The organism is Propioniciclava sp. MC1683 (assembly GCF_014164675.1).
Taxonomy (GTDB): domain Bacteria; phylum Actinomycetota; class Actinomycetes; order Propionibacteriales; family Propionibacteriaceae; genus Propioniciclava.
In genome coordinates, this window is sequence record NZ_JACJFX010000002.1 from 18,363 (window position 1) to 44,931 (window position 26,569).

General features: G+C 71.5%; 23 protein-coding genes and 3 pseudogenes. 17 read left to right on the plus strand and 9 right to left on the minus strand.

From position 1 onward, the window contains the following. Positions 1 to 21: 21 nt before the first annotated feature. The 3 genes from H5397_RS02020 to H5397_RS02030 are packed head-to-tail and all read right to left on the minus strand — an operon-like array spanning position 22 to position 2,057. Positions 22 to 918: a hypothetical protein gene (locus H5397_RS02020; protein WP_182814653.1), complete on the minus strand. Its 897-nt coding sequence runs from the start codon at positions 916 to 918 to the stop codon at positions 22 to 24. A gap of 1 nt (position 919) precedes the next feature. Then, a complete protein-coding gene (locus H5397_RS02025; RefSeq protein ID WP_182814654.1) occupies positions 920 to 1,426 on the minus strand; it encodes a SigE family RNA polymerase sigma factor in 507 nt (168 codons plus the stop codon). A gap of 52 nt (positions 1,427 to 1,478) precedes the next feature. Then, positions 1,479 to 2,057 (minus strand): hypothetical protein, encoded by a 579-nt coding sequence (locus H5397_RS02030; protein ID WP_182814655.1) that lies wholly within the window; start codon positions 2,055 to 2,057, stop codon positions 1,479 to 1,481. A gap of 78 nt (positions 2,058 to 2,135) precedes the next feature. Here H5397_RS02030 and H5397_RS02035 point away from each other — a divergent pair, with 78 nt between their 5' ends. Then, a complete protein-coding gene (locus tag H5397_RS02035; RefSeq protein WP_182814656.1) occupies positions 2,136 to 5,519 on the plus strand; it encodes a pyruvate carboxylase in 3,384 nt (1,127 codons plus the stop codon). 7 nt (positions 5,520 to 5,526) lie between these two features. Next, entirely contained in the window at positions 5,527 to 5,664 is a 138-nt protein-coding gene (locus H5397_RS02040; RefSeq protein WP_182814657.1) for a hypothetical protein, read from the plus strand. A 27-nt stretch (positions 5,665 to 5,691) separates the two neighbouring features. Here the strand turns inward: H5397_RS02040 and H5397_RS02045 are convergent, their stop codons facing one another. After that, positions 5,692 to 5,949 (minus strand): hypothetical protein, encoded by a 258-nt coding sequence (locus H5397_RS02045; protein ID WP_182814658.1) that lies wholly within the window; start codon positions 5,947 to 5,949, stop codon positions 5,692 to 5,694. Between the two features lie 271 nt (positions 5,950 to 6,220). Between H5397_RS02045 and H5397_RS02050 the strand changes: the two genes are divergently transcribed. From H5397_RS02050 to H5397_RS02060, 3 genes are read left to right on the plus strand one after another with little or no spacing between them, the layout of a single operon-like run. After that, the gene (locus H5397_RS02050; RefSeq protein WP_077348528.1) at positions 6,221 to 6,685 is read left to right on the plus strand and encodes an SRPBCC domain-containing protein; all 465 of its coding nucleotides are present in this window, start codon (positions 6,221 to 6,223) and stop codon (positions 6,683 to 6,685) included. Beyond that, entirely contained in the window at positions 6,682 to 8,079 is a 1,398-nt protein-coding gene (locus H5397_RS02055; protein WP_182814659.1) for an MFS transporter, read from the plus strand. The genes H5397_RS02050 and H5397_RS02055 overlap by 4 nt, the downstream gene beginning before the upstream one ends. A 10-nt stretch (positions 8,080 to 8,089) precedes the next feature. Beyond that, complete coding sequence (locus tag H5397_RS02060) at positions 8,090 to 8,587, plus strand: universal stress protein (RefSeq protein ID WP_182814660.1); 498 nt, start codon at positions 8,090 to 8,092, stop codon at positions 8,585 to 8,587. Between the two features lie 50 nt (positions 8,588 to 8,637). Here H5397_RS02060 and H5397_RS02065 read toward each other — a convergent pair whose 3' ends face one another. Further along, entirely contained in the window at positions 8,638 to 11,217 is a 2,580-nt protein-coding gene (locus H5397_RS02065) for a sucrose phosphorylase (RefSeq protein ID WP_309224253.1), read from the minus strand. A gap of 130 nt (positions 11,218 to 11,347) precedes the next feature. Here H5397_RS02065 and H5397_RS19015 point away from each other — a divergent pair. From H5397_RS19015 to H5397_RS19025, 3 genes and pseudogenes are all read left to right on the plus strand, one after another. After that, positions 11,348 to 11,662, plus strand: a pseudogene (locus H5397_RS19015) (hypothetical protein); the annotation flags it as partial. Then, positions 11,551 to 11,793 (plus strand): annotated as a pseudogene (locus H5397_RS19020) (hypothetical protein); the annotation flags it as partial. The pseudogenes H5397_RS19015 and H5397_RS19020, both read left to right, overlap by 112 nt. Continuing rightward, a complete protein-coding gene (locus tag H5397_RS19025) occupies positions 11,693 to 12,223 on the plus strand; it encodes a biotin/lipoyl-containing protein (RefSeq protein WP_375539401.1) in 531 nt (176 codons plus the stop codon). The pseudogene H5397_RS19020 and the gene H5397_RS19025, both read left to right, overlap by 101 nt. A gap of 303 nt (positions 12,224 to 12,526) precedes the next feature. On the opposite strand, the pseudogene H5397_RS17865 reads toward H5397_RS19025, so the two are convergent. Then, a pseudogene (locus H5397_RS17865) lies at positions 12,527 to 13,567 on the minus strand (polysaccharide lyase family 1 protein); the annotation flags it as partial. A 12-nt stretch (positions 13,568 to 13,579) separates the two neighbouring features. On the opposite strand from H5397_RS17865, the gene H5397_RS02075 reads away from it, so the two are divergent. Both H5397_RS02075 and H5397_RS02080 read left to right on the plus strand, forming a co-directional pair. Continuing rightward, a complete protein-coding gene (locus H5397_RS02075; RefSeq protein ID WP_182814662.1) occupies positions 13,580 to 14,848 on the plus strand; it encodes an MFS transporter in 1,269 nt (422 codons plus the stop codon). Positions 14,849 to 14,992: 144 nt separating this feature from the next. Beyond that, a complete protein-coding gene (locus H5397_RS02080; protein ID WP_182814663.1) occupies positions 14,993 to 16,069 on the plus strand; it encodes an NADH:flavin oxidoreductase in 1,077 nt (358 codons plus the stop codon). 39 nt (positions 16,070 to 16,108) lie between these two features. On the opposite strand, the gene H5397_RS02085 is transcribed toward H5397_RS02080, so the two are convergent. Next, a complete protein-coding gene (locus H5397_RS02085; protein ID WP_182814664.1) occupies positions 16,109 to 18,682 on the minus strand; it encodes a PEP/pyruvate-binding domain-containing protein in 2,574 nt (857 codons plus the stop codon). Between the two features lie 151 nt (positions 18,683 to 18,833). Here H5397_RS02085 and pdxH point away from each other — a divergent pair, with 151 nt between their 5' ends. Genes pdxH through H5397_RS02100 form a run of 3 tightly spaced genes read left to right on the plus strand, consistent with a single transcriptional unit; the run spans position 18,834 to position 21,517 of the window. Then, on the plus strand, positions 18,834 to 19,466 hold the full coding sequence (gene pdxH, locus H5397_RS02090) for a pyridoxamine 5'-phosphate oxidase (protein WP_182814665.1): 633 nt from the start codon (positions 18,834 to 18,836) through the stop codon (positions 19,464 to 19,466). 40 nt (positions 19,467 to 19,506) lie between these two features. Then, complete coding sequence (locus H5397_RS02095) at positions 19,507 to 20,850, plus strand: potassium transporter TrkG (protein ID WP_309224254.1); 1,344 nt, start codon at positions 19,507 to 19,509, stop codon at positions 20,848 to 20,850. Next, on the plus strand, positions 20,843 to 21,517 hold the full coding sequence (locus H5397_RS02100) for a TrkA family potassium uptake protein (protein ID WP_255438556.1): 675 nt from the start codon (positions 20,843 to 20,845) through the stop codon (positions 21,515 to 21,517). The genes H5397_RS02095 and H5397_RS02100 overlap by 8 nt, the downstream gene beginning before the upstream one ends. A 64-nt stretch (positions 21,518 to 21,581) precedes the next feature. Here the strand turns inward: H5397_RS02100 and H5397_RS02105 are convergent, their stop codons facing one another. After that, complete coding sequence (locus H5397_RS02105; RefSeq protein ID WP_182814666.1) at positions 21,582 to 22,985, minus strand: DUF2252 domain-containing protein; 1,404 nt, start codon at positions 22,983 to 22,985, stop codon at positions 21,582 to 21,584. A 195-nt stretch (positions 22,986 to 23,180) separates the two neighbouring features. Here H5397_RS02105 and H5397_RS02110 point away from each other — a divergent pair, with 195 nt between their 5' ends. From H5397_RS02110 to H5397_RS02125, 4 genes are all read left to right on the plus strand, one after another. Then, complete coding sequence (locus tag H5397_RS02110) at positions 23,181 to 23,570, plus strand: hypothetical protein (RefSeq protein WP_182814667.1); 390 nt, start codon at positions 23,181 to 23,183, stop codon at positions 23,568 to 23,570. A gap of 72 nt (positions 23,571 to 23,642) precedes the next feature. Continuing rightward, positions 23,643 to 24,365: a hydroxyethylthiazole kinase gene (locus H5397_RS02115; protein WP_182814668.1), complete on the plus strand. Its 723-nt coding sequence runs from the start codon at positions 23,643 to 23,645 to the stop codon at positions 24,363 to 24,365. A gap of 48 nt (positions 24,366 to 24,413) precedes the next feature. Continuing rightward, positions 24,414 to 24,848, plus strand: a complete 435-nt coding sequence (locus H5397_RS02120) for a hypothetical protein (protein ID WP_182814669.1) — start codon at positions 24,414 to 24,416, stop codon at positions 24,846 to 24,848. An 18-nt stretch (positions 24,849 to 24,866) separates the two neighbouring features. Next, positions 24,867 to 25,733, plus strand: coding sequence for a rhomboid family intramembrane serine protease (locus tag H5397_RS02125; RefSeq protein WP_182814670.1), 867 nt, complete (start codon positions 24,867 to 24,869; stop codon positions 25,731 to 25,733). Positions 25,734 to 25,760: 27 nt separating this feature from the next. On the opposite strand, the gene H5397_RS02130 is transcribed toward H5397_RS02125, so the two are convergent. Next, entirely contained in the window at positions 25,761 to 26,531 is a 771-nt protein-coding gene (locus tag H5397_RS02130) for a hypothetical protein (RefSeq protein ID WP_182814671.1), read from the minus strand. Positions 26,532 to 26,569 lie beyond the last annotated feature (38 nt).

Sequence of the window (26,569 nt, forward strand, 5' to 3'; positions counted from 1 at the left end):
GGGCCTTCGCCGTCCGGGAGGTCAGCGGCGGCATTCGTAGCCGGCGCCCATGGACTTCACGTTCTTGTCGGCGTCCAGGGCGAAGCTCGCGCCCATGGTGTCGCCCACGAAGATGTCGAAGGTGTCGCCGGTCATGCCGACGTAGTCCCACTCGTCGGTGGTGAAGCGCTGCTCCAGCGTGGCGAGCGTGTCGCCGATCTGGGTGCCCTCGGGCCCGGTCATCGGGAACGACAGGCCGGGCTCGCCGTCGAGCGTCGGGTCGATGAGCCAGCCCGCGACCTCGTTCTCGGGGAACGAGAAGCCGTACTCGTACTCCTTGTCGATCTCGTTGAGCACCAGCACCTGCAGGTCGCCCCAGCGGTAGGTCGTGTTCTTCAGGGGGCGGTTCCCGCAGGTGGGCCACTCGGTGGTCTCGTCGGGGGTGCCCATCAGCGCCAGGAAGTCGGCGGTGGGCAGGGCGTTGCCGTCGGCGATGCGGCCGACCTGGCCACCGTCCACGAGCATCACGCCTCCCGGCAGGCCCTGGATGGTCGGCCGGTCCTGCGGCGCGGCCGGGGTGTCGGACGCCGCGGGCGTGGGTGAATCGCTGGGCGTCGGCGACCCGGACGGCGACGGCGTCGGGCTCGGCGTGGAACTCGGCGTCTCGCTGGGGTCGGGGGTGGGCGATGCGCTGGGCGTCGGCTCCGTGGACGGGGTCTGCAGCGGGGCCGGCACGGCGTCGCGGGTCGGACCGTCCCAGAACTGGGCGACGCCGATCCCGATCGCGGCGACCGCGATCACGGTCGCGGCGGTGCCCGCGAGGGCGGCGTTGCGGTTGCGGCGGCGTCCGGTCGCGATGATCGACGCGACGTCGGGGTGGTTCCCGGGTGCGACGCCCTGCAGGCGGGCGCGGGCCTCGTTCTCGTCAAGAGGGGTCATGTCAGGCTCCCGTCGTGGTGGGCTCGGCGGCGGAGCGCAGCCGCTGGAGGGCCCGGTGGCAGGTGGACTTCACGGTGCCCAGGGGCAGGCCGAGCTCGGCGGCCACGTCGGCCTCGGACAGGTCGGAGTAGAACCGCATCACCACGATCGCCCGCTCCCGGGGGTTCAGCAGGGCGAGCTGGCGGGCGATGTCGTCGCGGTCCTCGACGCCGGCGTAGTCGGCGGCCGACCGGCTGGCGGTGTGGGCGTCCGGGTCGGTGAGGTTGGGGGCCTCGAACCGCTTGCGCCGCCACCGGTCGGTGGTCAGGTTGAGCATGGTCCGGCGGCAGTAGGCGCGCGCCATGCCGGGCTGGACCCTGCGCCAGTTCCGGTAGGTGCGGACCAGTGCCTCCTGCAGCAGGTCCTCGGCGACCGACCGGTCGCCGACCATGAGGTACGCCGCCCGCGACAGGTAGGAGTGATCGGCGTCGACGAATTCGGTGAACTCGGCGTCGGTCGTGGTGCTCATACCCCCATCAACGAACGAGGGAGCCGTCAGGTTCCAGCCGCCACGCCGATTCTCAGGGGATGGTGACCCGGTCGGTGGGCGCGGAGAACGGGAAGGGAGCCGTCTTGGGGAAGCGGGCGCGGGCGTCCTGCAGGTAACCGACGAGGTTCGGGTGGGCGGCCAGGGCGTCGGAGAGGACCTTCCACTTGCGGTCCTGGACGCCGAGCGTCGGGATGCCCATGAGCGCGAGCGCGACCCCCACGCCGAGCAGGCCCCAGGCGAAGGCCGAGACCGTGCCGTCGCCGAACCCGGTGACCGCGGCCAGCACGCCGCCGAACAACGCCAGGGCCAGGGCGAGGCCGAAGACGGTGCCGGGCGTGACGAGGCCGCGGTCGGGGGCCGGCTCGAAGGCGAGGTCGAGCGGGTTCTGGCGAGCCTCGCGCGTGACGACCACCACGTCGCGGGCCAGCACCAGCGACCCCACCAGCAGCACCGCGCCGATGATCAGCGCGGCCGGGTGCCCGCCGGAGACGATGATGAGGAGCACGCCGCCGACCAGCGTCGCCACCAGCAGCAGCTTCGTCATCGTCGCGATCACCGCGCGCATCGCGGTGCGGTTGGCGATGTTCTCGAGGTAGCTGCGGGCCTCCATGTCGCCTCACACTACCGGCGGGGGTCGCGCTGGGACGGGCACTGGGCAGCTGTTGCCACGGCTCACTAATGTGACGCCATGTTCACCAAGATCCTGGTCGCCAACCGTGGCGAGATCGCCGTCCGGGCGTTCCGCGCCGCGACCGAGCTCGGCATCAAGACCGTCGCCGTCTTCCCCTACGAGGACCGCCTCGCCGAGTACCGGCTGAAGGCCGACGAGAGCTACGAGATCGGTGAACGCGGCCACCCGGTGCGCGCCTACCTCGACGTCGAGGGGATCATCCGCGCCGCCAAGGAGGCCCACGCCGACGCGATCTACCCCGGCTACGGGTTCCTCAGCGAGAACGCCGGCCTGGCCCGGCGCTGCCGCGAGGAGGGGATCACCTTCATCGGCCCCTCGGCCGAGGTGCTCGACCTCACCGGCAACAAGGCCACCGCCATCGCGGCCGCCCGCGAGGCCGGCCTGCCGGTCCTGCGCGGCGCCGAGCCGTCGGAGGACGTCGCCCAGCTGCAGGCCGCGGCGTCCGAGATCGGCTACCCCGTGTTCGTCAAGGCCGTCGCCGGCGGCGGTGGCCGAGGCATGCGCCGGGTCGACGACCCGTCCAGGCTGCCCGCCGCGCTCGAGGAGGCGATGCGCGAGGCCGACGCCGCCTTCGGCGACGCGCGGGTCTACCTCGAGGAGGCCGTCGACCAGCCCCGCCACATCGAGGTCCAGGTGCTCGCGGACGCCACCGGCGAGGTCATCCACCTCTACGAGCGCGACTGCTCGGTGCAGCGCCGCCACCAGAAGGTCATCGAGCTGGCGCCGGCCCCCAACCTCGACCCCGCGCTGCGCGACCAGATCTGCGCCGACGCCGTGCGCTTCGCCCGCCACATCGGCTACGTCAACGCCGGCACGGTGGAGTTCCTGCTCGGCCAGGACGGCCGCTACGTGTTCATCGAGATGAACCCGCGCATCCAGGTCGAACACACGGTCACCGAGGAGGTCACCGACGTCGACCTGGTCTCCTCCCAGATGCGCATCGCCGCCGGCCGAACCCTCGCCGAGCTCGGCCTGAGCCAGGACGCCATCCACCTGCGCGGCGCCGCCCTGCAGTGCCGCGTCACCACCGAGGACCCGGCCAACGGGTTCCGCCCCGACACGGGCAAGGTGTCGGTGTACCGGACGCCGGGCGGCGCGGGCATCCGCCTCGACGGCGGCACGGTGTTCGCCGGCGCCGAGATCGGCGCCCACTTCGACTCGATGATGGTCAAGCTCACCTGCCGCGGCCGCGACTTCGCCACCGCGGTGCGCCGGGCGCAGCGGGCGCTGGCCGAGTTCCGCATCCGCGGGGTCAGCACCAACATCGGCTTCCTGCGCGGCGTGCTCGCCGACCCCGACTTCCTCGCCGGCCGGGCCACCACGTCGTTCATCGACCAGCGCCCCGAGCTGCTGCGCCCGCACGAGTCGGCCGACCGTGCGACCAAGCTGCTGCAGTTCCTGGCCGAGCGCACGATCAACAAGCCCTACGGCGAGCCCCGGACGCCCGTCGTCGCCCGCACCAAGCTGCCGCCGATCGACCTCAAGGCCACCCCGCCGGACGGCTCGCGGCAGAAGCTGCTCGAGCTGGGCCCGGTCGGGTTCGCGCGGGCGCTGCGCGAGCAGACGGCCGTGGCGGTCACCGACACCACCTTCCGGGACGCCCACCAGTCGCTGCTCGCCACCCGAGTACGCACCCGCGACCTGATGAACGTCGCTCCGTGGATCGCGCGCACCCTGCCCGAGCTGTTCTCGGTCGAGGCGTGGGGCGGGGCCACCTACGACGTGGCGCTGCGGTTCCTCAAGGAGGACCCGTGGGCCCGCCTGGCCACCCTGCACGAGGCGCTGCCGAACCTGCCGATCCAGATGCTCCTGCGCGGCCGCAACACCGTCGGCTACACGCCCTACCCGCTGGCGGTCACCGACGCCTTCGTCGCCGAGGCCGCCGCCACCGGCGTCGACATCTTCCGGATCTTCGACGCCCTCAACAACGTCGACCAGATCCGCCCCGCGATCGAGGCCGTGCTCAAGACCGACCACGCCGTCGCCGAGGCCGCCCTCTGCTACACGGGCAACATGACCTCGCCCGGCGAGAAGCTCTACACGCTCGACTACTACCTGCGCCTGGCCGAGCAGTTCGTCGAGGCCGGCGCGCACATCCTGGCGATCAAGGACATGGCGGGGCTGCTGCGCGCGCCCGCGGCGTCCAAGCTGGTGACCGCGCTGCGGGAGAACTTCGACCTGCCGGTCCACCTGCACACCCACGACACCGCCGGCGGCCAGCTGGGCACCCTGCTCGCCGCGATCGACGCGGGCGTGGACGCCGTCGACGTCGCCAACGCCGCCTGGGCCGGCACGACGAGCCAGGTGTCGATGTCGGCGCTGATCGCCGCCACCGACGACACCGAGCGGGCGACCGGGCTGTCGCTGGCCGCCGCCGAGGACCTCGAGCCCTACTTCGAGGCGGTGCGCGTCCTCTACGGGGAGTTCGAGTCGGGCCTTCCCGGGCCGACGGGCCGCGTGTACACCCACGAGATCCCCGGCGGGCAGCTGTCGAACCTGCGCCAGCAGGCGATGGCGCTCGGCCTGGGCGACCGCTTCGAGGCCATCGAGGACATGTACGCCGCCGCCAACAAGATCCTCGGCAACATCGTCAAGGTGACGCCGTCGTCGAAGGTCGTCGGCGACCTCGCGCTGGCGCTGGTGGGCCAGAACATCGACCCGGTGGCGTTCGAGGCCGACCCGCAGAAGTACGACATCCCCGACTCGGTGATCGGCTTCCTCAACGGCGACCTCGGTGACCCGCCCGGCGGGTGGCCCGAGCCGTTCCGCACCAAGGCCCTCGAGGGCCGCCGGGTGCGCCCGGTCGAGACGGAGTTGTCGGAGGAGGACACCGCGGCGCTGGCGTCCGAGCCCCGGCGCACGCTGAACCGGCTGCTGTTCCCCGGCCCGACGAAGGACTACGAGGAGGCCACGGAGGAGTACTCCGACCTGTCGGTGCTGACCACCCGCCAGTTCCTGCACGGGCTCGAGCCGGGGCGCGAGCACGACGTGCCGATCGAGCGGGGCAAGACGCTGCTGATGAGCCTGCAGGCCATCGGCGAGCCCGACGAGCGCGGGCTGCGCCCGGTGCTGGCCACGATCAACGGCCAGATGCGCCAGGTCATGGTGCGCGACGAGGCGGTGGAGAGCAACGTCGTGGCGGCCGAGCGGGCGAACCCGTCGGTGCCGGGCGAGGTGCCGGCGCCGTTCTCGGGCGTGGTCACGCTGACCGTTGCCCCGGGTGATGCGATCGAGGTGGGCGACCAGGTCGCGACGATCGAGGCGATGAAGATGGAGGCGTCCATCACCTCGCCCGTCGCGGGCACGGTGCAGCGGGTGGCGCTGCAGCACTCCCAGACGGTGGAAGGTGGCGACCTGCTGCTGGTGGTCACGCCGGCGTGATGACCTGATGGCGTCCGAACTGGAGTCGGCGTCGGTGGATCAGCTGTCCGGACTCGGCTGCACGGTGACGATCGTGAACGGCCAGTACGACCAGAGGCGGCTGGACGCCGTGGCCGAGGCGAGCCAGATGCACCTCGAAACGTGATTCGCACCTGCTGGAGGGGGCGCAGATTCATTTTCGAGGAGCGTTTGCGGGGCGCGTCCCGACGCCGCCAGCCAAGCCGAACACGGTGCCGGGGGAGAGGAGCCCGCGGCTGGGGGCGGGCTCGAACGCGAAGTCCAGCGGCTCACGGCGCAGATCGCGGCCTAGCACGACGGCGTCCCGAATGAGGACGAGGGAGGCGACCACGAGGACGCTGCCGACGATGAGCGCCGCCGGATAAGCCGCTGACGCGAGCCAGCGTGACCCCACCCACCAGGGTGGCTCCACCCAAGAGGCGCGTCATGGTGACGACCACCCGGCGGGTCGCCGTCCGGTTGGCGATGTTCTCACGGTAGCTGCCGGCCTCCATGAATGCCGAGCCCAGGTGATGAGCGACTCTCGACGCCCTGGTGAGAATTGTCGTTCCTGACCGTTGCACAGGCTCCGGATGGGGTGCCATGATGCGGAACGGGATACCCCGGTGCTGGCAGCCAACGCGGGTTGCGCAACCGCCTCGGGTGGCCCCAAGAGCCAAGTCAACCCCCCACTTGGAGGACGCATGTCAGCAAATGTCATCGTCGTGGTCGAGCAGGAGTTCGCCCACCCGCGGCCCCGCGTGTTTCGCGCCTGGACCGCACCCGAGGAGATGTCCCAGTGGCGGGGCAGCCCTGGGTGGCACGTCGAACGGGAGAGCGTCACGTCGGACCTGCGGACCGGCGGCAAGCACCATCACGTGAAGGTGCGCGACGACGACCCGAGTGTGCGCGTGACCACGGACGCCGTCTTCACCGAGTACTTCGACCCGGACGTGTTCGTCGCGCGTCAGCGCATCACGGGCGACTCCGGCATCGACCCGAACGAGTCCCTCGAACTGCGCGTCGAGTTCACCGCCATGGGCGGCGACAGCACGCTCGTGCGCATCGTCCAGGGGCCGTACGACCCGGCCGTGGCGCAGTATCACGCCGCCGGCTGGGAGAAGGAATTGGCCCGCTTGGGCACCTACCTGGATGGAGGACAGGCATGAATACCGCAGGAGCCCCCACGACGTCGGCGGTCGTCCGCACGAAGCCCATCATGACCATGCCGCAGATCCTCCTGATGAACCTCGGGTTCTTCGGCATCCAGTACAGCTTCGGCATGCAGCAGACGGCCATCAATCCGATCTACACGTTCCTGGGCGCGTCACACGACCAATTGCCGCTGCTCAACCTGGCCGGTCCGGTCACGGGCCTGCTCATCCAACCCATCATCGGGGCCCTCTCAGACCGAACATGGGTGGAGAAGGGCTTCTTCCGCGGGCGCCGACGCCCCTTCTTCCTCATCGGTGCCATCGGCTGCGCGATCTGCCTGGCGCTGTTCCCGTTCGTGTGGGCGGTCTGGATGGCGGTTCTCCTGCTGTGGCTCCTGGACGCCTCCAACAACACCGCGATGGAGCCCTACCGCGCGTTCATCGCCGACCGGCTCCCCCCGGCCCAACTCGGCAAGGGCTTCCTCGCCCAGTCGTTCTTCACCGGCCTGGGGATCACGCTGGCCAACTTGAGCCTGATGTTCTTCCAGGGCGTCTTCGGCCTGGGTCAGTCCGTCGGCATCCCGCTGTGGGTCTACCCGGCGTTCCTCCTCGGCTCGGTCTGCTCGATCGCCACGGTGCTCATCTCGGTGCTGTCAACGCCCGAGCTCGAGCCGACGGAGAAAGAACTCGCCGAGCTCCGCGCCAGCAAGGGTGGCCCCGGCCACTTCATCGCCGAGATCAAGGACGCCATCATCGACATGCCGATCGAGATGCGGAAGCTGGCGTTGGTGTACCTCTTCCAGTGGTACGCCATGAACATCTATTGGCAATACGTGTCGCTGTCGGTGTCCCAGTCGCTGTACGGCACGACGGACGCCCACTCCGAGGGCTACCAGCTCGCCGTCGCGAACACAGGCGTCATCAACGGTGCCTACAACATCGTGACCTTCTGTGTCGCGTTCGGGCTGGTTGCCCTGGCCCGCCGCCTGGGCGCGAAGTGGGTGCACGCCATCGCCCTGTGGTGCGCCACGGTGGGTCTGGTCTTGTTCCCGCAAATGCCGACCCTGCCGCTCAAGGTCGTCGCGATCGTGGGCCTGGGCATCGCGTGGGCGTCCATCATGGGCGTGCCCTACATCATGATCGTGCGCATGGTTCCCTCGACCCGCTACGGCGTCTACATGGGCATCGTCAACATGATGATCGTCATCCCGATGCTCATCCAGACGCTCACGTTCGGCGCGATCTACAAGAACCTGCTGGGGGACAACCCCAACAACGCGATCATGGCCGCCGGCATCCTGCTGGGCATCGCCGGCTTGGCCATGCTCTGGGTCAAGGAGCCCCCGATCGTGCGCGACATCGAGCCGGTCGGCTCTGGCGACGAGACCGTCACCACGAAGGGAGCCTGAGATGGCACGCATGACTCCGTACGGATGCATCGTCGTCGGCACCGACGGCTCTGCCTTGTCCGACCCGACCGTCGCGAGGGCCTCGTTCTTGGCCGCTGCCGAGGAGGCCGACCTCGTCATCGTCTGCGCCTATTCGGGCATGACGATGCGCGAGGGTGCGAAGGCGACCGCCACCCTCGGTGACACCCGGACCTCCGTTGTGTTGGGACGCGAAGCGGCCAGCGACGCGTTGGCGACCGCGACATCCACGGCGTCCGGCCTGGGCGCGCAGGTCAAGGCGTCGCTGCTGGTGGAGGGCGAGGCTGCCTCCGCCCTCCTGAGGGCCGCACAGCAGCACGAGGCGGACCTCATCGTGATCGGGGCGATCCGAGACACCAGTCTCGCCGGACGCCTGCTCGGCACGGTCGCGTCCGCCGTCGTGCGTGAAGCCCCGTGCGAGGTCCTGGTGGTGCGTCCCCCGGCGGCGTGGGGTGACGTGACCGAGATCGAGGTGCCCGAGGACGTCTGAGCGCTGCGACGGCGCCCCCTGCCCGCCGGCCGGGGGCGCCGAACGCAGGGTCAGCCTTGGCTGTCGAGGTCCGTGCCGTCCGCGGTGATGCGGAACGCCCGGGTCGCGAGGTCGGCCTCCAACCGTGCGGTGTGGCCCTCGCGCGACCACTCCAAGGTCAACATCGAGCCTTCTCCGGACGCCGTCAGCTCGGCATCCCACCCGAACGCCGGGTGGGTGTTGCGGAACCGCAGCAGGTCGATCTGGCGCTGCACAACGGGCCTCGCGAGGCCGGCTTCGAGGTCGTCGGCCGACAGGTTGGTGCGGTTGATCTCCTTGTGCCCGCCCGACCCCGCACGCTCGACGGCGGCCAGGTTGTTCTCGCCGGCGAAGAGGTCGAGGTACCACACCTGCGGCTTGCCCGGCATGAACAGGTGGATCGCCCGGGCCAGCAGCATCGATGCGTCGTCGCAGCCCAGAGCGCTGTAGTACGTGGCGTTGACCTGATAGTAGGTCGCCTTCTGGCCGTGGAGATCCTTCACGTAGCCGCCGCGTCCGCGCACCGTGGCGATCACCGACTCGATCTCGTCGTCGCTGAGCAGGCCCTTGAGGTCGAGCAGCGGGATGCCGTCGTGGCAGCCCAGCATCGACACCGTCTTGATGCCCTTGGCCTGGATGTCGCCGATCCACGCGAGCAGGCGCTCGGCGGAGTGCGTCTCGAACGCGTGGATCAGCAGCCCGGGCAGGAAGAAGTCGTAGGTGAGGAACCCCTTGGCCGCAATCGTCTCGTGGATGCCCTCCTCGTAGCGGGCGTGGATCTCGGGCAGCAGCTTCACCCCGTGCCGGTCGGCCAACGCCTTCACCTGGTCGAGCAGATCCCACGTACCGGGGTCGTTCAGGAAGTTCTTCTCGCCGGGCTCCTTGGGGGCGTAGGCGAAAGCGTCCAGCCGGACGATCTCGGCGCCGTAGCCCGCGAGCCTGGCCAAGGTGTCGGCGTAGAACGTCCACACCAGGTGCGACTTGATGTTGAGGTCCATCTGGCCCAGGTAGGTGCGCCGCGACTCCACCAGGTCGACCACGGCGTCCCGCCACGCCTCGAAGCCGGTGAAGTCCGCATCCCCGGGTCGTCCGCCGTCCGCGATGGTGGCGTTGACCCGGGTGGCCAACTCGTCCGCCGAGGCGTACTGCAGGCCGGCCGCCATCAGGTCCTGGGCGTCCACGCGGGGGTAGCGGACCTCCTGGTAGAAGGTGTTCCAGAACGGCTTCTCCGACCCGTCGGGCAGACGCACCATCAACAGCGGCAGGCCCGGCTTGCGGAAGAACATGTGCTCGATCAGGTCCGCGCGTGGCTGGATGTAGCCCTCCGGCGTCATCTCGCCGTGACCGGCCCAGAAGGCGTTCCAGTCGATGAAGAAGTCGTTGTAGGGCGACCTCTCGCCGCGGGCCAGGATGTCTTGGAACTGGGGCGACAGCACCGAGGCGTGGTTGAGGATGAAGTCGAACTTCAGGTCGAGCCCCGCAGCGGCCAGCGCCTCGAGGTCGGCGGGCTTCGCCAGAAGGTCGTTCAGCCCGTAGTCGATCACGCTGAAGCCGCGGTCGAGGTCGCTGTTGAACACGCTGGGGAGCAGGTACAGCGACCTGAACGCGCCGGCGACCTCGGGACGCTGCACGAACGCCGCCAGGCCTGCCAGGGTGCCGTCGAGGCTGTCGGGGTAGGCGTTCAGCATGACGCCATCGCGGGGGAGGTGGCGCCCCATCGCCTGCAGGTAGGCGTCGTAGGTGAGCAGTTCGCCCTCTTTCGACAGGATCAGGGACGCCTTGGGTGCCTGCGCGTCCAGCTTGGCCTGCTCCAATCCCAAGACGAGCGTCGTGAAGGGACTGTCGACCGCCCCGTCACGAGCGCGAGCGCGGCGGTGCGCCAGCGTCTGCGCCGGGGTGCTGTTGAGCAGGATGGGCACGTCCACGCCCTCGACGAAGTCGCTGTTGCCGTGGGTCCACTCGATGACGAGCACGCGGGTGCCCGAGACGTCGACCTGGTCATACCACTGGTCGGCCTCGGTGCGCCCCATGCGCTTGAGGGTCAGGGTGTCGGCGCCGCCCTTGAAGGCGGCGATGATCGCATTCACCTCGGCGAAGTCGATCTCGTTCGGTGTCCCGAGGTACGCGGCGAGCGCCCTGGAGCCCGCGCCGAGGTAGGTCGGGAGCCAAGGGTGCTCGGCTGCGGCCGCCGGGTCGGCGTCCGTCCCCGCAGCCTGGAGGGAGGAGAGGGCGTCCCGGACGGACGCGTCGTAGGCCCCGGCGTCCACCAGCCCGCGGACGCCCGCGTGGCGGAAGACGCGCAGGCGTTCGGCGTCGTTGACGGAGGGGATCCGGCGCGGGTAGTTGTCGCCCGACAGGATGTAGGCGCCGATGCCGTCCGCGTTGAGCGCGTGGCCGAGCAGCGATCCCAGCTCGGATTTGCCCACGCCCGAGCCGCCGTAGACGGCCACCACGGCGCGTCCCGCGGCCAGGACGGGGTCGAGCTGCTCGCGCAGGGCGGGGTACAGCGTGGCCGCAGCCGCCAGATGCCAATCGGTGATGTGCACCTTGTCCCCCGGCATGTCGCCGGTGGGGATCGAGCTGGGATCGGTGAGCGCGGGGAACAAGGGCACGGGGACTCCTTCGTCTGGGGAACCGCGCCCATTATCCCACCGGGGGTGTCACGGTGGGTACAGGACCCGTACGAACGGCTTGCGTTCCCACACGGGCATTGTCGAGGGTTCACGGGCGATGCGTAGCGCCATGTGGACTACCAAGGAGATCGCCCGTCGGCACCCCAAAGCCTCTGACAAGGCCTTTCGTCTCACACCCCGCGAAGCGACCCGGAGATTGGTAGTCCAACGGGCGCTACGTCGCACAGAATCCACGACTTGTGGTTCCACCTCGGGCACCGGCACATCGTCGTCTGGCGGCGCCGACCATCGCCGCGGGCAGTCAAGGGGAACCTGCACCCAGCTCGGCATCAAGACCGTCGCCGTCTTCCCCTACGAGGATCGCTTGGCCGAGTATCGCCTGAAGGCCGACGAGAGCTACGAGATCGGCGAGCGCGGCCACCCGGTGCGCGCCTACCTCGACATCGAGGGGATCGTGCGCGCGGCCAAGGAGGCCCACGCGCGGTACGCCGGGCGCAGCGGGCGCTGGCGGAGTTCCGCATCCGCGGCGTCAGCACCAACATCGGCTTCCTGCGCGGCGTGCTCGCCGACACGGACTTCCTCGCGGGGCGGGCCACGACGTCGTTCATCGACGAGCGTCCCGAACTGCTGCGCCCGCACGAGTCGGCCGACCGGGCGACCAAGCTGTTGCAGTTCCTCGCCGAGCGCACGATTAACAAGCCGTGGCCAGGTCATGGTGCGGGACGCCTCGGTCGAGAGCAACGTCGTCGCCGCCGATCTGGCCAACCCGGCGAACCCGGGCGAGGTGCCCGCGCCGTTCTCGGGCGTGGTCACGCTGACCGTCGCGGCGGGTGACACCGTTGCGGTCGGCGACCAGGTGGCGACCATCGAGGCGATGAAGATGGAGGCGTCCATCACCTCGCCCGTCGCGGGCACGGTGCAGCGGGTGGCGCTGCAGCACTCCCAGACGGTGGAAGGTGGCGACCTGCTGCTGGTGGTCGGTTAGCTGGTGGGGGGCCGCCCGGTCGGGGACCGGGCGGCCCCCGCCGTCAGCGGAGCGTTCCCGCGCCCGCGCGCAGCTCGACCTGCGCCGGGACCGACATCGTCGGGTCGACCTTGAGGCGGTACTGTGGCACCCACCCGGCGCGTCGCCGATCGTGTCGGTGGGGTTGGCGGCGTTGTACGCCCCCAGCGCGGACACCTTCTTGCCGTTGACCCGGGTCCCGATCTCGGTCATGGCCACACCACCCCACTTGGCGATGATGGTGGAGGCGTCGTTGGCCGGGTCGAGCTGGATGTAGTTGTTCTCGGCGTACAGGGCCGACTCACGTCCGACGCCCCAGTAGTAGGAGTACCAGTCGTACGGGCCGGTCTGCACGTAGTAGTTGTTGTACAGGTCGACCTGGCCGTACCGGACGCGCGGGGCGCGCTGGCCGATGTCGGTCCACTTGTTGTGGTGCAGGGTCACGCGCAGGGTGCCGCGGTCGGCGGTCCGGCCGTCCGAGGAGCCGATCAGCATCGTCTTGTCGTGCGGCTCGAAGCGGTTGTACGACACCGTCACGAGGTCGGAGCGGTGCGTGATGTCGAGCAGCCCGTCGTGCACCTCGTAGGGGCGGCCGTACACGGACGCCAGGGCGTCGGGCGGCAGGTCGCCGGAGTCGAGCGTGTTGTGGTCGATCCACACGTGGGTGGAGGTCCACACCGAGATGTTGTCGTAGCGGCTGTTCCAGTTCCCGGACGCCGTGTCGCCGGGATCCCACTCCGGGAAGCAGTCGGTGGAGTCGGAGACGGTGAGGTCGCGCACGATGACGTTGTCGGCGTCCCGGATGCGCAGGTTCGCGCCCACGATGCGCGCGTCGTCGCCGACCCCGATGATCGTCTTGTTGGAGCCGATGTGCTGCTGCGTCTGCAGGGCCTGGGCGTTGGCCGCCGCGGCCTGGAGGTCGACGAGCTCGCCCTCCGGGTCCTTCCAGCCCCACGGGCCGTCGGGGTCGAACGCCTCGATGTAGGCGGCCTGGCTGAAGCCGGTCTCCTCCTCGAACGTCGCGCAGGTGGTCATCGTGCCGTCCGCGGCCTCGAAGGCGTTCAGCTCGCCGTGGACGTAGATGATCCGCGGCTCGGTGTTGGTGCGGGCCGCGTTGCCCCCGCCACCCAGCGCCGTGCGGAACTCCTGCCAGGTGCTGACGTGGAACACGTTGTCGGCCGTCGCGGCCGCCCCACCGGTCGTGCCACCCTCGGCCGACGCCCAGCCGTCGTTGTCGGCCAGCACCTGCCCCGGGTTGCACCAAACCCTTGTGCTTGTCACGCCCGATTTGCGATGATGGCAGACGGACCACAGGCAACCGCGCATCAGGGTGGGGGGATGCGCACGTTTCGTGCACTCCCCGGAGACCTGATGGAGACCCTGACCACACCCACACCCACGCACGCCCCGGCCGAGCCGCGCCTGCGCCCCTTCCCGCTGCTCAGCGACGCGGCCGGCCTGCCCCACCTGGTGGCGTCCTTCGCCGCCCGCCTCCCCGCCGCGATGTTGCCGCTGGCGGTGCTGCTGCTCGGCCAGCAGCTCACCGGCTCGTTCGCCGTCGCCGGCCTCATGCTCGCCGCGATGAGCCTCGGCGCCGCGCTGGGCGCCCCGCTCGTCGGCGCCCTCGCCGACCGCTGGGGACCCCGCCGCACCGTCGCCACCATGACCGTCGTCGCCGCGCTCACGATCAGCGCGCTGGCGTCCTTCGCGTGGCTGCCCGCCCTGCCGGTCCCCGTGCTCGTGGGCACCGCGCTGCTGGTGGGGGCGTCCAACGCGCAGGTGGGCGCGATCGCTCGCTCGGGCTGGTCGACGCGCTTCTCCTCCCAGCCGCACGGCGCCCGCAAGGTCGAGGTGGCGATGGGCTACGAGACGGTCGTCGACGAGGTGTCCTTCGTGGTCGGACCGGTGATCGGCGCCACCCTCGCCACCGTCGTCAGCCCGGTCGCCGCGATCGGCGCCGCCCTCGCCGTGCTGGTGCTCGCCCAGGTCAGCTTGGCGGTGCTGCTGGGCCGCCACTCCCTGGCGTCCGGACGCCGCGGTCGCGGCCCCGTCTCCCCCCGGCTCGCCGTGTGGGTCGCCCTGTCGTTCCTGGTCGGCGGGGTGTTCGGCACCGTGCAGACCAGCCTGACCGCGGCCCTGGCCCCGACCGAGCACGCCCCGCTGACGGGCGTCGTCTACGCGTTCGTCGGGCTGGGGTCGGCCGTGTCGGGCATGCTCACCCACCTGCTGCACCGCTGGCCGTTGCCGCGTCGGGCCGTCGTGTTCGGGCTGGCGCTCGCCGTGATGGCCGTCGGCCTGCTCGGCGCCGGTCAGCTCGCGCTGCTCATGGCGGCGTGCGCCGGCATCGGCCTGTGCGTCGCCCCGCTGCTGGTGGCCGCGTTCACCGGCGCGGAGCGCCTCGCGTCCGCCGGGAACACCCTCGTCCTCACCCTGCTCAGCGCCGCGAACGTCGCCGGCGTGGGCGCGGGTGCTGCGGCCGCCGGGTTCGTGGTCGACGGCTTCGGGGCCCCGGTGGCCTTGGGCCTGCCCATCGCCCTCGGTGTCGCCTGCGCGGTAGCCGGCGCCATCGCGGCCATGCTGCGCGCGGACGTCCCGGTCGCCCGCTGAGCCCCGGGGGCGCGACACTCACCTTCGTCACCTTCGAGTGGGGTGGCGAACCCCCTCACGAGTGACAAGGGTGAGTGTCGGCCCACCTCGGGTGTTCCGGGTCAACCCGTCGGCCGTGATGCACGCGGTGGTATCAATCAAGGCGTGACCTCTCTCCACGAACCGCTCGCCCTGCGCCGCGGGCCCGCCCTGCGCAACCGCCTCGCGCTGGCGCCCCTGACCAACACCCAGAGCCACGCCGACGGCACGCTCTCCGACGACGAGATCGGCTGGCTGACCGCCCGCGCCCGCGGCGGCTTCGGCCTGGTCGTCACCGCGGCGGCCTACGTGCAGCGCTCGGGGCTGGCCTGGGCCGGCCAGCTCGGGGTGGCGTCCGACGACCACCTGCCCGGCCTGACCCGCCTGGCCGACGGCCTGCGCGCCGGCGGGGCGGTCTCGGCGGTACAGCTGCACCACGGCGGCATCCGGGCGGACGCCGCGGCCTCGGGTGAGCCGGCGGTCGCCCCGTTCGACGACGCCCGCTCGGGTGCGCGCGCCCTCACCACCGGCGAGGTCGAACAGCTGGTCGCCGACTTCGCCGCGGCGGCGGCGCGGTGCGAGCGGGCGGGTTTCGACGGCGTCCAGGTGCACGGGGCGCACGGGTACGTACTCGGGCAGTTCCTCGACGTGGTGCGCAACGACCGCACCGACCGCTACGGCGGGGACGCCGCCGGCCGCGCCCGCGTGCTGCACGAGGTGGTCGAGGCCATCCGCGCGGTGACCGGGCCCGACTTCCAGGTGGGCCTGCGGCTCTCCGTGGAGCGTTTCGGGCTCGACCGGGCCGAGGCCGTGACACTTGCCGGCGACCTCCTGGCCTCCGGACGCCTCGACCACCTCGACCTCCCCCTGTGGCAGATCGGCAAGTCCCCCGAGGACGACCCGTCCGGGCCGCCACTGGTCGACGCCTTCCTCGACCTGCCCCGCCATGGCACCGCCCTCGCGCTCAGCGGTGGGGTGCGCACGGCCGCCGACGCCCAGGGCGCCCTCGACCGCGGCGGCGACCTCGTCTGCGTCGGGCGCGCCGCCGTCGTCGACCACGCCTTCGCGGGCCACGCGCTGGCCGACCCGGCCTACGCGGGGCCGCAGTTCCCGGTCACCCGCGACCACCTGCGCGCCGAGCACGTCGGCGAGGCGTTCGTGACCTACTTCGCGAAGGGGTGGCCCGACCTGGTCGCCGACTGAGCGCGGCGGGGCCCGTCGAAGCCCGACGAGCGTCCGGGGTCAGCCCAGCAGCTCGATCGCGCCCGAGCTGCCGTCGATGCGGACCCGCTGCCCGTCGACCAGCCGGCGGGTGGCGTCGTGCACGCCCACGACGGCGGGGATCCCGTACTCGCGGGCGACCACCGACCCGTGCGTCATCAGCCCGCCCACCTCGGTCACGAGCCCTGCGGCGGCGATGAACAGGGGTGTCCAAGCGGGGTCGGTGCCGCGGCAGACCAGGATCTCGCCGGCCCGCAGCTGTTGGGCCGCCGGGTCGTGCACCACCCGCACGACACCCTCGGCCACGCCCGGTGAGACACCGGCGCCGGACAGGTCGGCCGCGTCGGCGGACAGGCCCTCGTAGAACGTGCGGCCGTCCTCGACCAGCACCCGAGGCACCTGCCCGCGGCGGGCCTCGGCGTCGAACACCGCGCGCCGCTGCGCGACGACGTCCTGCCACTCCGCGCTGAAGGCGCGGCGCAGCTCGTCGGTCCGCAGGAACGCCAGGTCGGCCACGGCCCCCAGCCGACCCTGCTCCACGAGCTCGGCGGCCGAGGCGTCCAGCCCGGAGCGGATCGACCCGAGGCACTGCACCAGCGTGAACTTGGGGGTCTCGCGGGCGCCCGCCATCCCGCGGATCAGCTTGGCCGCCTTGCGCACCTTGGCCGCGCGGGCGGGGGTCGAGGCGTCCATCAACGCCCGGATCGAGCGGCCGGCCTCGTGCTGGCCGGCCTTGTGCAGCGCGCGCGGCTGCGTGTGCGTGGGCATGCCGAGGTAGGCCTTGATCGTGTGCATGACCGGCGTCGGGTCGTCGCGCCAGCGCGGTGCGCCCAGGTCGATCTCGGCGACCCCGCGCATGCCGTAGCGCTCGAGGAACGTGCCGATCACCGTCTGGGCCACGCGCGGCAGCCGCCCGGCCAGGAACTGGCGGGCGAGGTCGGACGCCGGCGTCTCGGCCACCCAGCCCCACGCGGTCGCGTCGCCGCGGATCGTCAGCGCCACGTCGGACAGCGCGAGGTCCATCTCGGTGGTGACGTTGCCGGGCAGGGCCCGCATGACGTTGAGCGCGAGCGCGTCGGCGTCGGGCAGCTTGGTCTGGAGCGCGAGCTCGCGCAGCTGCTTCAGCGTCAGCATCGTGGGGCCCATGACCGGCGCGAAGGCGGGCAGCAGGGTCGGGAACGCGCGGCGTCCGAGGTCGTCGATCACGTCGACGCGGGCGGTCAGGCGCTCCTGGGGCGTGGACCACCTGGCCGCCCGGACCATCGCCTGCTCGACGTGGCGGACCAGCCCGTCCGCCGCACGGTCGAGGGCCTTCCGCGTGCCGGCGGGGTTCGTCGAGGCCGCCCGGATGCGCGGCCCGATCCGCGGCAGCAGCGCGAGGAACCCCGCGGCCACGCCGGGGTTCGGCGCGGTGCGGGTGGCGCGCAGGCCGGGCTCGGTGCCGAGGTCGCGCAGGATGGCCGCCGTGCCCGGCTCGACCATCGGCAGGAACTCCAGGACCAGCTTGCGCGTCGCCCGGATACGCAGGAGGTCGTCGAAGCGCAGCCACAGCCGCTCGCCAGCGGGCTGGACGAAGCGGTTCGTGCGCCAGTCGACGCGGCGGCCGACGAGCCGGGCCGCGCCGGCGAGCGCGATGCGGATCGTCTCCTGGCCCAGCGGGGTCAGCGGGCCGAGGACGCCCTGGAAGGCGCCGAAGCTGAACCACACCTCGGGCTGGGCGTGCGCGCCCGGGTTGGGCGCCGGCAGCGGGAACAGAGACGTGATCGGGCGGGCCTGCACGACGAACAGCTCGCCGCCGGCGCGCGCCCACTCGATGTCCATCGGCTCGCCGTAGAGCTCGCCGATGCGGCGGCCGAGGGCGGCCAGGTCGCGCAGCTGCCCGACCGTCACGGACGCCGTGGGCCCGGCCAGCTGCTGGGACCGCACGTCGCCGGTGGCGGCGTCGAGGGTGAACGAGTCGGGCGTGACGCGCCCGGAGACCAGGTCCTCGCCGAGGCCCGGCGCGGCGTCGACGACCATCTCGTCGCGGCGTCCGGTGCGCGGGTTGACGGTGAACAGCACCCCTGACGCCTCGGCCGGCACCATCCTCTGCACGACGACCGCGATCGAGACGAGGTCGTGGTCGACGTGGTTGCGGTCGCGGTAGGTGATGGCCCGTTCGGTCCACAGCGAGGCCCAGCAGTCGACGACGCGGCGCAGCACGTCGTCGAGGGTGGCCACGTCGAGGAACGTGTCCTGCTGGCCGGCGAACGACAGGCCCGGCAGGTCCTCGGCCGTGGCCGACGAGCGCACCGCGACCGGGGCGGCCAGCTCGCCGCCGGTGAGCAGCGGGGCCAGTTCGGCGATGATGCGCGCCGCCAGGTCGCCGGTGAGGCCCGCCGAGAGGAACGCGGCCCGGATCAACTTCGACGCCTCGGCCGCGGGCTGCTGCCACGCGGCCTCGAGCACCGGACGCAGCTGGGACTGGGCCAGGAAGTCCTCGTACAGGGCGGGGGCGAGCACCACGAAGGGGGGCACGGGCAGGCCGGCCTCGCGCAGCCGCACGAGGTTGGCTCCCTTGCCGCCGAGGGCGCCCAGTTCCGCTTCCGTGGTCACCGGCCCAGTATCCCACCGGGCGCCGACGGATCGCGTGCCGCGGCGTCCGTCGTACAGTCCCGTACGAGGCACCGTCCTCCGGCCCCGGACGGCTAGTTCGCCACCTGCGAGCGAGGGGCCCGTTGGGTTCCCGAGGATTAGGGTGGATCGCATGGACCTCCACGGACTCCGCAAGAGCTACGAGCAGGGCGAACTGGACGAGGAAGCCGCCACCAACAAGCCGCTGGAGCAGTTCGCGGCCTGGTTCGCCGACGCACGCCGCATCAAGGGGCTCGAGCCGAATGCGATGACCCTGGCCACGGCGTCGGCCGACGGGCGGCCGTCGGCCCGGGTGGTGCTGCTGAAGGAGTTCGATGCGTCCGGGCTGGTCTGGTACACGAACTACGACTCGCGCAAGGGCGCCGAATTGGACGCCAACCCCGTCGCCTCCCTGCTGTTCTTCTGGGCGCCGCTGGAGCGCCAGGTGCGCGTGGAGGGGCGCGTGGAGAAGGTCACGCCCGAGGAGTCGGACGCCTACTACGCGGTGCGCCCGCTCGACAGCCGCATCGGCGCGTGGGCCTCGCCCCAGTCGCAGGTGATCGCCAACCGGGGCGTGCTGGTCGCCAACGCGGCCAAGGCCGCGGCAGAGCACGGGCTGCACCCGCGGCGTCCGGACCACTGGGGCGGCTACCGCCTCGTGCCCGAGGTCTGGGAGTTCTGGCATGGCCGCACCTCGCGCCTGCACGACCGGCTGCGCTACCGCCTCGAGGGCGGCGACTGGGTGCGGGAGCGGCTGGCGCCGTAGCGCCCACCGGACCCACGGTGGGGGGAGTAGCATTCTCCGCGTGCTCGGCTTTGCGCGGTGGCTGTCCCACCCCGGACGCATCGCCCCGGTCGCGTACCTGTTCGGGTGGGTGGTCGGGACGCTCGTGCTGATGTCTCCCGCCGCCACCGAGTCCGGCGAGTCCAGCGCGTTCTGGGTGGCTGCGTTCACGGCCATGTCGGCGCTGTGCATCACCGGTCTGGCGGTGGTCGACACCCCGAGCCACTGGAGCACCTTCGGTGAGCTCACCATCATGACCCTCATCCAGGTCGGTGGGCTGGGGATCATGACCCTGACCAGCCTGATCATCTTCTCGGTCACCCGACGTGCTTCGCAGGCCCAACTGCACATCGCCCAGTCGGAGACGCGGGCGCGCACCAGACGGGGGCTGCGGTCGATCCCAGCCCGGATCCTGATGCTGTCACTGGCGTTCGAGCTCGTGTTCGCGGTCGTGCTGACGCTCCGGTTCCGGTCCTACCTCCCGGACTGGGGAGCGGCGGCCTACCACGGCATGTTCCACGCGGTGTCTGCGTTCAACAACGCCGGATTCGCGCTCTACCCCGACAATCTGGTGCGGTTCAACGCCGACCCCTTCGTCATGGTGCCGATCTGCTTGGCCATCGTGCTGGGTGGCCTCGGCTTCCCGGTCTACCTCGAGGTCGTCGAGCGCGTGCGCGGGCACCTGCCCCCCTTCTGGTCGGTGCACCTGCGCCTGACCCTGTACGGCACGGTGATCCTCCTCGTGCTCGGGTTCGCGACCTTCGCCGCTTTCGAGTGGACCAACCCGGCCACCCTCGGCGGTCAAGGTCCGATGGGGAAGTTCCTGGGTGCGCTGGGTGGGTCGGTGTTCCCGCGCACGGCTGGGTTCAACTCGGTCGACTATGCCTTGGTCACCGACGAGACCCTCGCGGTCAACTTCGGCCTGATGATGATCGGTGGGGGTTCCGGCGGCACGGCGGGCGGCCTGAAGGTCACCACGGTCGCCGTGCTCCTGCTCGCCGTCATCACCGAGGTGCGCGGCCATGAGAAGACGGTCCTCGGCAGCCGCAAGATCTCCTCTGCTGTGTCCCGTCAAGCGCTGGCAGTCGTCGTGCTGGGCACAGCGGCGGTGTTCGTCGGCATCCTCGCGATCTCCGCGGTCAGCGACGCGCCCCTGCGCGAGGACACGTTCGAGGCGATCTCGGCGTTCGGCACCGTCGGCCTGTCCATGAACCTGACCCCCACCCTGCCCCCCGCGGCGTGGGGCGTCCTGATGGGACTGATGTACTTGGGTCGCGTCGGACCGGTGTCCGTCGCGGCCGCCCTGGCGATGACCGCCCGGCACCGCCACTACGAATTGCCGAGGGAGGACCCCCTTGTTGGATAAGTTGTTCCGGCCCCGCCCCGCCGACGGCATGGTGCTCGTGCTCGGCCTGGGGCGTTTCGGCATCGCCTGCGCGCGCCGCCTCCAGGAACTCGGCATGGACGTGCTCGGCGTGGACGCCGACCTCGACCTGGTCAACCGCTACGCCGACACGCTGCGGCACGTCGTCCGGATGGACTCCACCGACGCGGACGCCCTGCGCCAGCTTGGCCTGGAGAACGTCGGGATCGCGATCGTGTCGATGGCGCACCTGGAGTCGTCCATCATCACGCTCTTGACCCTGAAGGAGGAGGGTGTCCCCGAGGTCTGGGCCAAGGCGTCCTCCCGCAAGCACGGGGAGCTCCTGAAGCGGATCGGCGCCGACCACATCGTCTACCCCGAGAGGTCGGCGGGGGAGCGCGTGGCACACACCGTCGCCGGCCACATGATCGACTACTTCGAGTTCGAGGACGGCTTCGCCATGGCCCGGACGCTGGCGCCTTCCTTCGCGTGGGGCCGTTCCCTGGCCGAGTCGGCGATCCGCACTCGCCACGACGTCACGGTCGTCGGCCTCAAGCGGCCCGGGGAGGACTTCATCTACGCCATGCCCGAGACCGTCGTCCTTGAGGGCGACCAATTGATCGTGTCCGGCAGCAAGCGCGACGTCGAACGGTTCGCCCGCATCAGTTGACGCAACCCCGAATGGGAATCTGGGAACGTCTGCCCCAACACGGTGCACCCACTACCACGAGAGCTCACACCCCCGGCTCGTAGGGCAGGCGTCCGGCCTTGACCGCCGCCACCAGCACGGCGTGGTCGGCCTCGGTCTGGTCGGCGTAGGCGCGGGCCCAGTGCACGAAGGCCTCGACGGCCGACTCCTTCTTGCCCAGGTACCCCGAGATGATCGACGCCCCCGACGTGCGCGCGTGCCCCTTGGCGAGCAGGTGGCCGACGATGCCGGAGTAGTCGACCAGCGCGCCCGGCGTCATCGCGTCGAGCGGGACGCCGCCCTTCATGTTGCGGTACTGGCGCACGTAGTACTGGTGCTCCCCGACCGTCGTGTACCCGAGGAGGGGGTCGGACACGGTCTGGAGCTGCTGCTGGTACTCGACCACCCGCTGGCCCTGGTGGGCGTGCCAGGCGGTCTCGCCGTGCACGAACGGGGCCAGCACCGAGCGCTGTGCCTGCTTCAGCTGCAGGAACAGCACGTCGTCGGGCCGCGAGCCGACCAGCAACGCCACCCACGCGCGCATGCCGACCGACCCCACGCCGACGACCTTGTGGGCGATGTCGACCAGCGAGTAGCCGCCGACGATGCGGCGCCACTGGGGGGTCAGCGTGGGCAGGTAGGCGTCCAGTCCGGCGGCGAGCGCCTCGTACTCGGCGTCGGAGGGGTGCGTGACGAGCGGCGGGTCGTCGACGATGCGCGCCGCGTCGGTGGAGCCGCCGGCCAACTTGGGCAGCTTGCGGTCGGACGTCCGCTTGCGGGCCGCCTTGGCCGCCCGGTGGATCTCGTCGCGCAGGCTCGACTCGGTCGCCGTCTCGTGGAGGGCGTTCACGTCGAGGTGGTTGTACGCGCGCCACAGCAGCGGCGTCTTGGACAGGAAGCTGACCTCGTCGCGGTACGCGGCCACGCACGCGCGGATCGCGTCGGCACACTGCCCCTCGGAGGTGCCGTTGTCGCGGCCCAGCACCCAGATGGACGCCGTGAGCCGGCGCAGGTCCCACTCCCAGGCGCCGGTGTGGGCCTCGTCGAAGTCGTTGAGGTCGATCACGAGCTGGCCCTCGGGCGAGCGGTAGAAGCCGATGTTGCCGATGTGGGCGTCCCCGCACGCCGTCGTCTGGACCCCCGTCGCCGGCAGGTGCGCCACGTCGTGTGCCATCAGGTTGGCGGTGCCGCGGAGGAAGCCGAAGGGGGACGCCGCCATGCGTGCGGTGCGGACGCCCAGCAGCCAGTCCAGCCGGCCCTCGTGCGAGCGCTCGATGATGTCCACGACGCCGGGGCGGTCGTCGGTGGGGGACCACGCGCCCAGCGCCTCGTGCGGGACGCCCGCGCGCAGCGACTTGCCGTGGTTGACCCGCTCGAGGCGGTCGGTCGCGGGGATGCGGAAGGAGGTGAAGGCGTCCGCGAAGTGCGTGTGCTGGCCCTCGGTGGTCATGCGCCCATCTTCGTGGGCGGGCCCTCGACGGACCAAACACGGGCTGTCGACGCACGGAAGGCGGGCTGTCTGCGCCGGGAACACGGGCTGTCGGCGCGGGGAGCACGGGCTGTCGGCGCGGGGAGCACGGGCTGTGGGCGCAGGTCGCGCGACGTCGAGAAGTTTAGTCCTTGAATAGTGGCTATGCTGTCGGGCGTGACGAACACTGCAACGACCTCGAACGGCAAGCTCACCTTCCTGCGCGTCGCGGCCCTCCTGGCCGCGATCGGCTCGATCATCTCCCCGCTCCTGGCCACCGGCCCCCTCAGCGGCACCGGCCCGCTGAACGCCCTGCACGGCATGGTCGGCAACATGAACTTCGTGTTCGCGATCCTCGCGGGCGTCGGCGGCGTCCTGTGGGGCCGCGCGAGCGGCAACAAGGGCCTGATGTTCCACGCGCTCTCCCTGCCCGTGCTGGCCGTCATCCAGATCGCCCTGGGCGAGATGCACCTCACGATGGTGCACATCGTCCTCGGCTTCGCCTACCTGCTGGCCGCCGTCGCGCTGTTCACGCTGGCGCTGCGCAAGCCCGGCACCGCCGCCTGACCGACCGCCGAACCACCCGAACCCGGGGCGTCCTCACCAGCGAGGACGCCCCGGGTTCGTCATACTGAACCCATGCCCCGTTCCGGACTCGCCCTGACCGTCGGTTTCGCCGCCGAAGCCGTTCGCGAGAGCGCACCCCTCGTCCACTGCGTGGCGCCCCGCGCCGCGACCTCGTTCGTCGCCGACGTGCTGCACGGCGCCGGCGCCCGCTCGGTCGTCACCGGCACGAGCCCCGACGCGCTCGCCGCGGCCCAGACTGCCGACGCCGTCATGCTCGACCTGGGCACCCTGGTCGCCGAGTGGTCCGACGCCGTGAACCCGGTCGTCGCCCAGCTCCGCTCGGCCGGGACGCCGTGGGTCCTGGACGCCACCCCCCTGGGTCGCGCCCCGCTCCGCGTCGACCGCGTCCGCGCCCTCCTCGGCCACCGGCCCACGGTCGTGCGCGCCTCCAGCTCCGAGCTCGACGGCGTCCGCCTCGACGCCGCCGAGGGCGCGCTGGCCCTGGGTGAGTCGGCCGAGCACGTCGTCCACAACGGCCGCGAGGTCGCCGTCCTGACCGGCTCGTCGATGCTGGCCCAGGTGGCCGGCGTCCGGGCCGCGGTGTCGGCGCTGATGGCCGCCTGCTCCGCCGTCACGGGCCCGCTCGAGGCCGCGCTGGCCGGTGCCGCCTGGCTCGCCCTGGCGTCCGAACGTGCCGAGGAGCACGGCCGCGGGCCGGCGTCCTTCCGGGTCGCCCTGATCGACGCGCTGTGGACCGTCCGCGGCGACGAGATCGCCGAGTACCTCGAGCTCTGAGCCGCGCTGCGCCTTTACCTGCCCGACGCCCCGCCCTAGGGTGGCGCCGTGGCAACCTCGCGACTCGAACCGCTGCTGTCCCAGAAGGTGTTCCGCGGGGCGTCGGGCGTCAACGCGCTGATCGCGCTCGCCCTCGGCGTCCTCGGCACCCTGTTGGGCGGCAACCCAGACCTGCGCGCCGTGCACGCGGTGCTGGCGATCGTCTTCCTGGGCACCTCGCTGGTGTCGGCGCTGTCGGGCATGCGCTACGGCAAGCAGTCCAACACCAAGGGCCTGGCGCTGCTGGGCTTCGTCGTCTTCGGCCTCGGCGTCGTGCAGTACGGCCTGGGCGAGATGGCGGTCACGTGGCCGCACATGCTGCTCGGCTTCCTGATCGTGCTGGCCGCGGGCATGCTCTTCGTCCGCTCGCTCTCCCAGCCGGTGGTCTACACGGGCCGGCGGGCGGCGTCCGTGTCCCGACCCGACGTCGACCCGCAGGGCTGATCTGGCACCCTTGGAGTCGTGCCGCCTTTCAACGTGTCCCGCGACCACTCCGGTGACGCCTGGTTCCGCCTCGGGAAGCTGGACGTCACCAGCACCGTTCTGGTCGTCCTCATCGGCGCCGTGGGCGTCGTCGCCTCGGCGTTCGCGCCCGTGCTGTACCAGGTCGGGCGGTTCGTGCCGGCCGAGGTCCTGCAGGGGCAGGTCTGGCGCGCGGTCACCTGGCCGTTCGTCGACGGCATCTCGCTGTGGAGCATCCTGACCCTCGTCCTGCTCTGGTACTTCGGCCGCGACCTGGAGAACCAGGTCGGCCGGCGGCCGATGATGTCGCTCTATGTCGCGCTGTGGGCGATCCTCACCGTCGTCGCCTTCGTCGTCGGGCTGGCCATGGGCGGCGGCGCGATGGCGGGCCTGCGCAGCATCCAGTTCATCGTCCTGCTGCTGTGGATCGCCGAGAACCCGCGGCGCCCGTTCTTCTTCGGCATCCCCGCCTGGATCGTCGGCGCGGTGCTCGTGGCCCTGCAGGTGCTCAGCTACATCGCCATCCGTGACCTGGCCGGCCTGGCCAGCCTCGTCGTGACCTTCTTCGTGGCCGCGGTCGTGGCCCGTCGCTTCGGCCTGCTGTCCGACCTGTTCTGGCTGCCCGGACGCCGCGGGTCCGCCCCGCGCATCCGCCAGGGTGGGGGCGTCCGCGCACCCCAGGCTGCTGCGCCCCGCACGCCCCGCGCCGCGCGCGCGGAGCAGAAGGCGGCCGCCCGGCAGGCGTCCGACCACGAACGCATGGACGCCCTGCTGGAGAAGATCTCCGAGCAGGGCATCCACAGCCTGACCCCCGCCGAGCGCAAGGAGCTCGAGGCGCTGCGCGAGCGGCGGCGCAAGGGGCGCTGACCTGACCCCAGGGTTGGGGTCGGAGGATCAGAGGAGGTTCTGCACGATGCTGGCACCCAGTACGCAGAACAGCAGGAACGACCACCCGCCGGTGAGGCGTCCGGCCTTCGTGTAGGGCTGCTCGATCGCGCCCGTCCGCGGCACCCCGAACAGCAGGAACAGCGGGATCGTCACGGGTGACAGCGGGCTCGAGATCGCCCAGAACCACGCCCAGCGGGTCGCGCGCAGGGTCTGGGGACCCGAGACGAGCAGGCCGAGGGTCAGCAGCGCGCCGAGCAGCGCGCCGAGCAGCCCGCCGATGCCGACCCACGCCGGGACCTTCCAGCCGTACAGCCACCACGTGGTGTTGCGGTAGTCCTGGATGTGGGTCACGTCGAGCGGCTGGCCGGCGTACTCCTGCAGGCGGTCCTCGATACGTCCCGTGATCGGGTAGGAGGGGCTCGTGGTGTTGATCACGACCTGACCGGCGGGCTCGTCACCGGGGATCTCCTGCCGGACGGTGGTGAACCGGGGCAGGAAGCCGTCGTGCCAGCGGATCTCGGCGCTCGCCGTGCCGGTGGCGTTCTCGGGGAGGGCGTTGGCGATGACCACCTGGGTGACCCGGCCGGCGTTGATCGCCCGGCCGAGCTCGTTGAAGTCGGCCGGACGGGTGCCGAAGGCCAGCATGCCGATGCCCACCGTGGCGCAGAGGGCGAGCAAGCCGTAGCGGAACCACGCCACGGACCGGGGGACGGTCCACCCTGTCGGGCGGGCGGTCGCTGTGGGGGCGGAGGAGGTGGTGCTCATGTCGTCGAGCATGGCCCCACGTTACGCCGCCGGGGATCGGCTCGCGGGTG

Excerpts from the sequence above, each read along its gene's own strand:
- H5397_RS02130 (WP_182814671.1), bottom strand. The coding sequence starts at position 26,531 with ATGCTCGACGACATGAGCACCACCTCCTCCGCCCCCACAGCGACCGCC.
- H5397_RS02105 (WP_182814666.1), bottom strand. The coding sequence starts at position 22,985 with ATGACCACCGAGGGCCAGCACACGCACTTCGCGGACGCCTTCACCTCC.
- H5397_RS02050 (WP_077348528.1), top strand. The coding sequence starts at position 6,221 with ATGTCAGCAAATGTCATCGTCGTGGTCGAGCAGGAGTTCGCCCACCCG.
- H5397_RS02055 (WP_182814659.1), top strand. The coding sequence starts at position 6,682 with ATGAATACCGCAGGAGCCCCCACGACGTCGGCGGTCGTCCGCACGAAG.
- H5397_RS02025 (WP_182814654.1), bottom strand. The coding sequence starts at position 1,426 with ATGAGCACCACGACCGACGCCGAGTTCACCGAATTCGTCGACGCCGAT.
- H5397_RS02035 (WP_182814656.1), top strand. The coding sequence starts at position 2,136 with ATGTTCACCAAGATCCTGGTCGCCAACCGTGGCGAGATCGCCGTCCGG.
- H5397_RS02030 (WP_182814655.1), bottom strand. The coding sequence starts at position 2,057 with ATGGAGGCCCGCAGCTACCTCGAGAACATCGCCAACCGCACCGCGATG.
- H5397_RS02060 (WP_182814660.1), top strand. The coding sequence starts at position 8,090 with ATGACTCCGTACGGATGCATCGTCGTCGGCACCGACGGCTCTGCCTTG.
- H5397_RS02115 (WP_182814668.1), top strand. The coding sequence starts at position 23,643 with ATGCCCCGTTCCGGACTCGCCCTGACCGTCGGTTTCGCCGCCGAAGCC.
- H5397_RS02075 (WP_182814662.1), top strand. The coding sequence starts at position 13,580 with ATGCGCACGTTTCGTGCACTCCCCGGAGACCTGATGGAGACCCTGACC.
- pdxH (WP_182814665.1), top strand. The coding sequence starts at position 18,834 with ATGGACCTCCACGGACTCCGCAAGAGCTACGAGCAGGGCGAACTGGAC.
- H5397_RS02020 (WP_182814653.1), bottom strand. The coding sequence starts at position 918 with ATGACCCCTCTTGACGAGAACGAGGCCCGCGCCCGCCTGCAGGGCGTC.
- H5397_RS02040 (WP_182814657.1), top strand. The coding sequence starts at position 5,527 with ATGGCGTCCGAACTGGAGTCGGCGTCGGTGGATCAGCTGTCCGGACTC.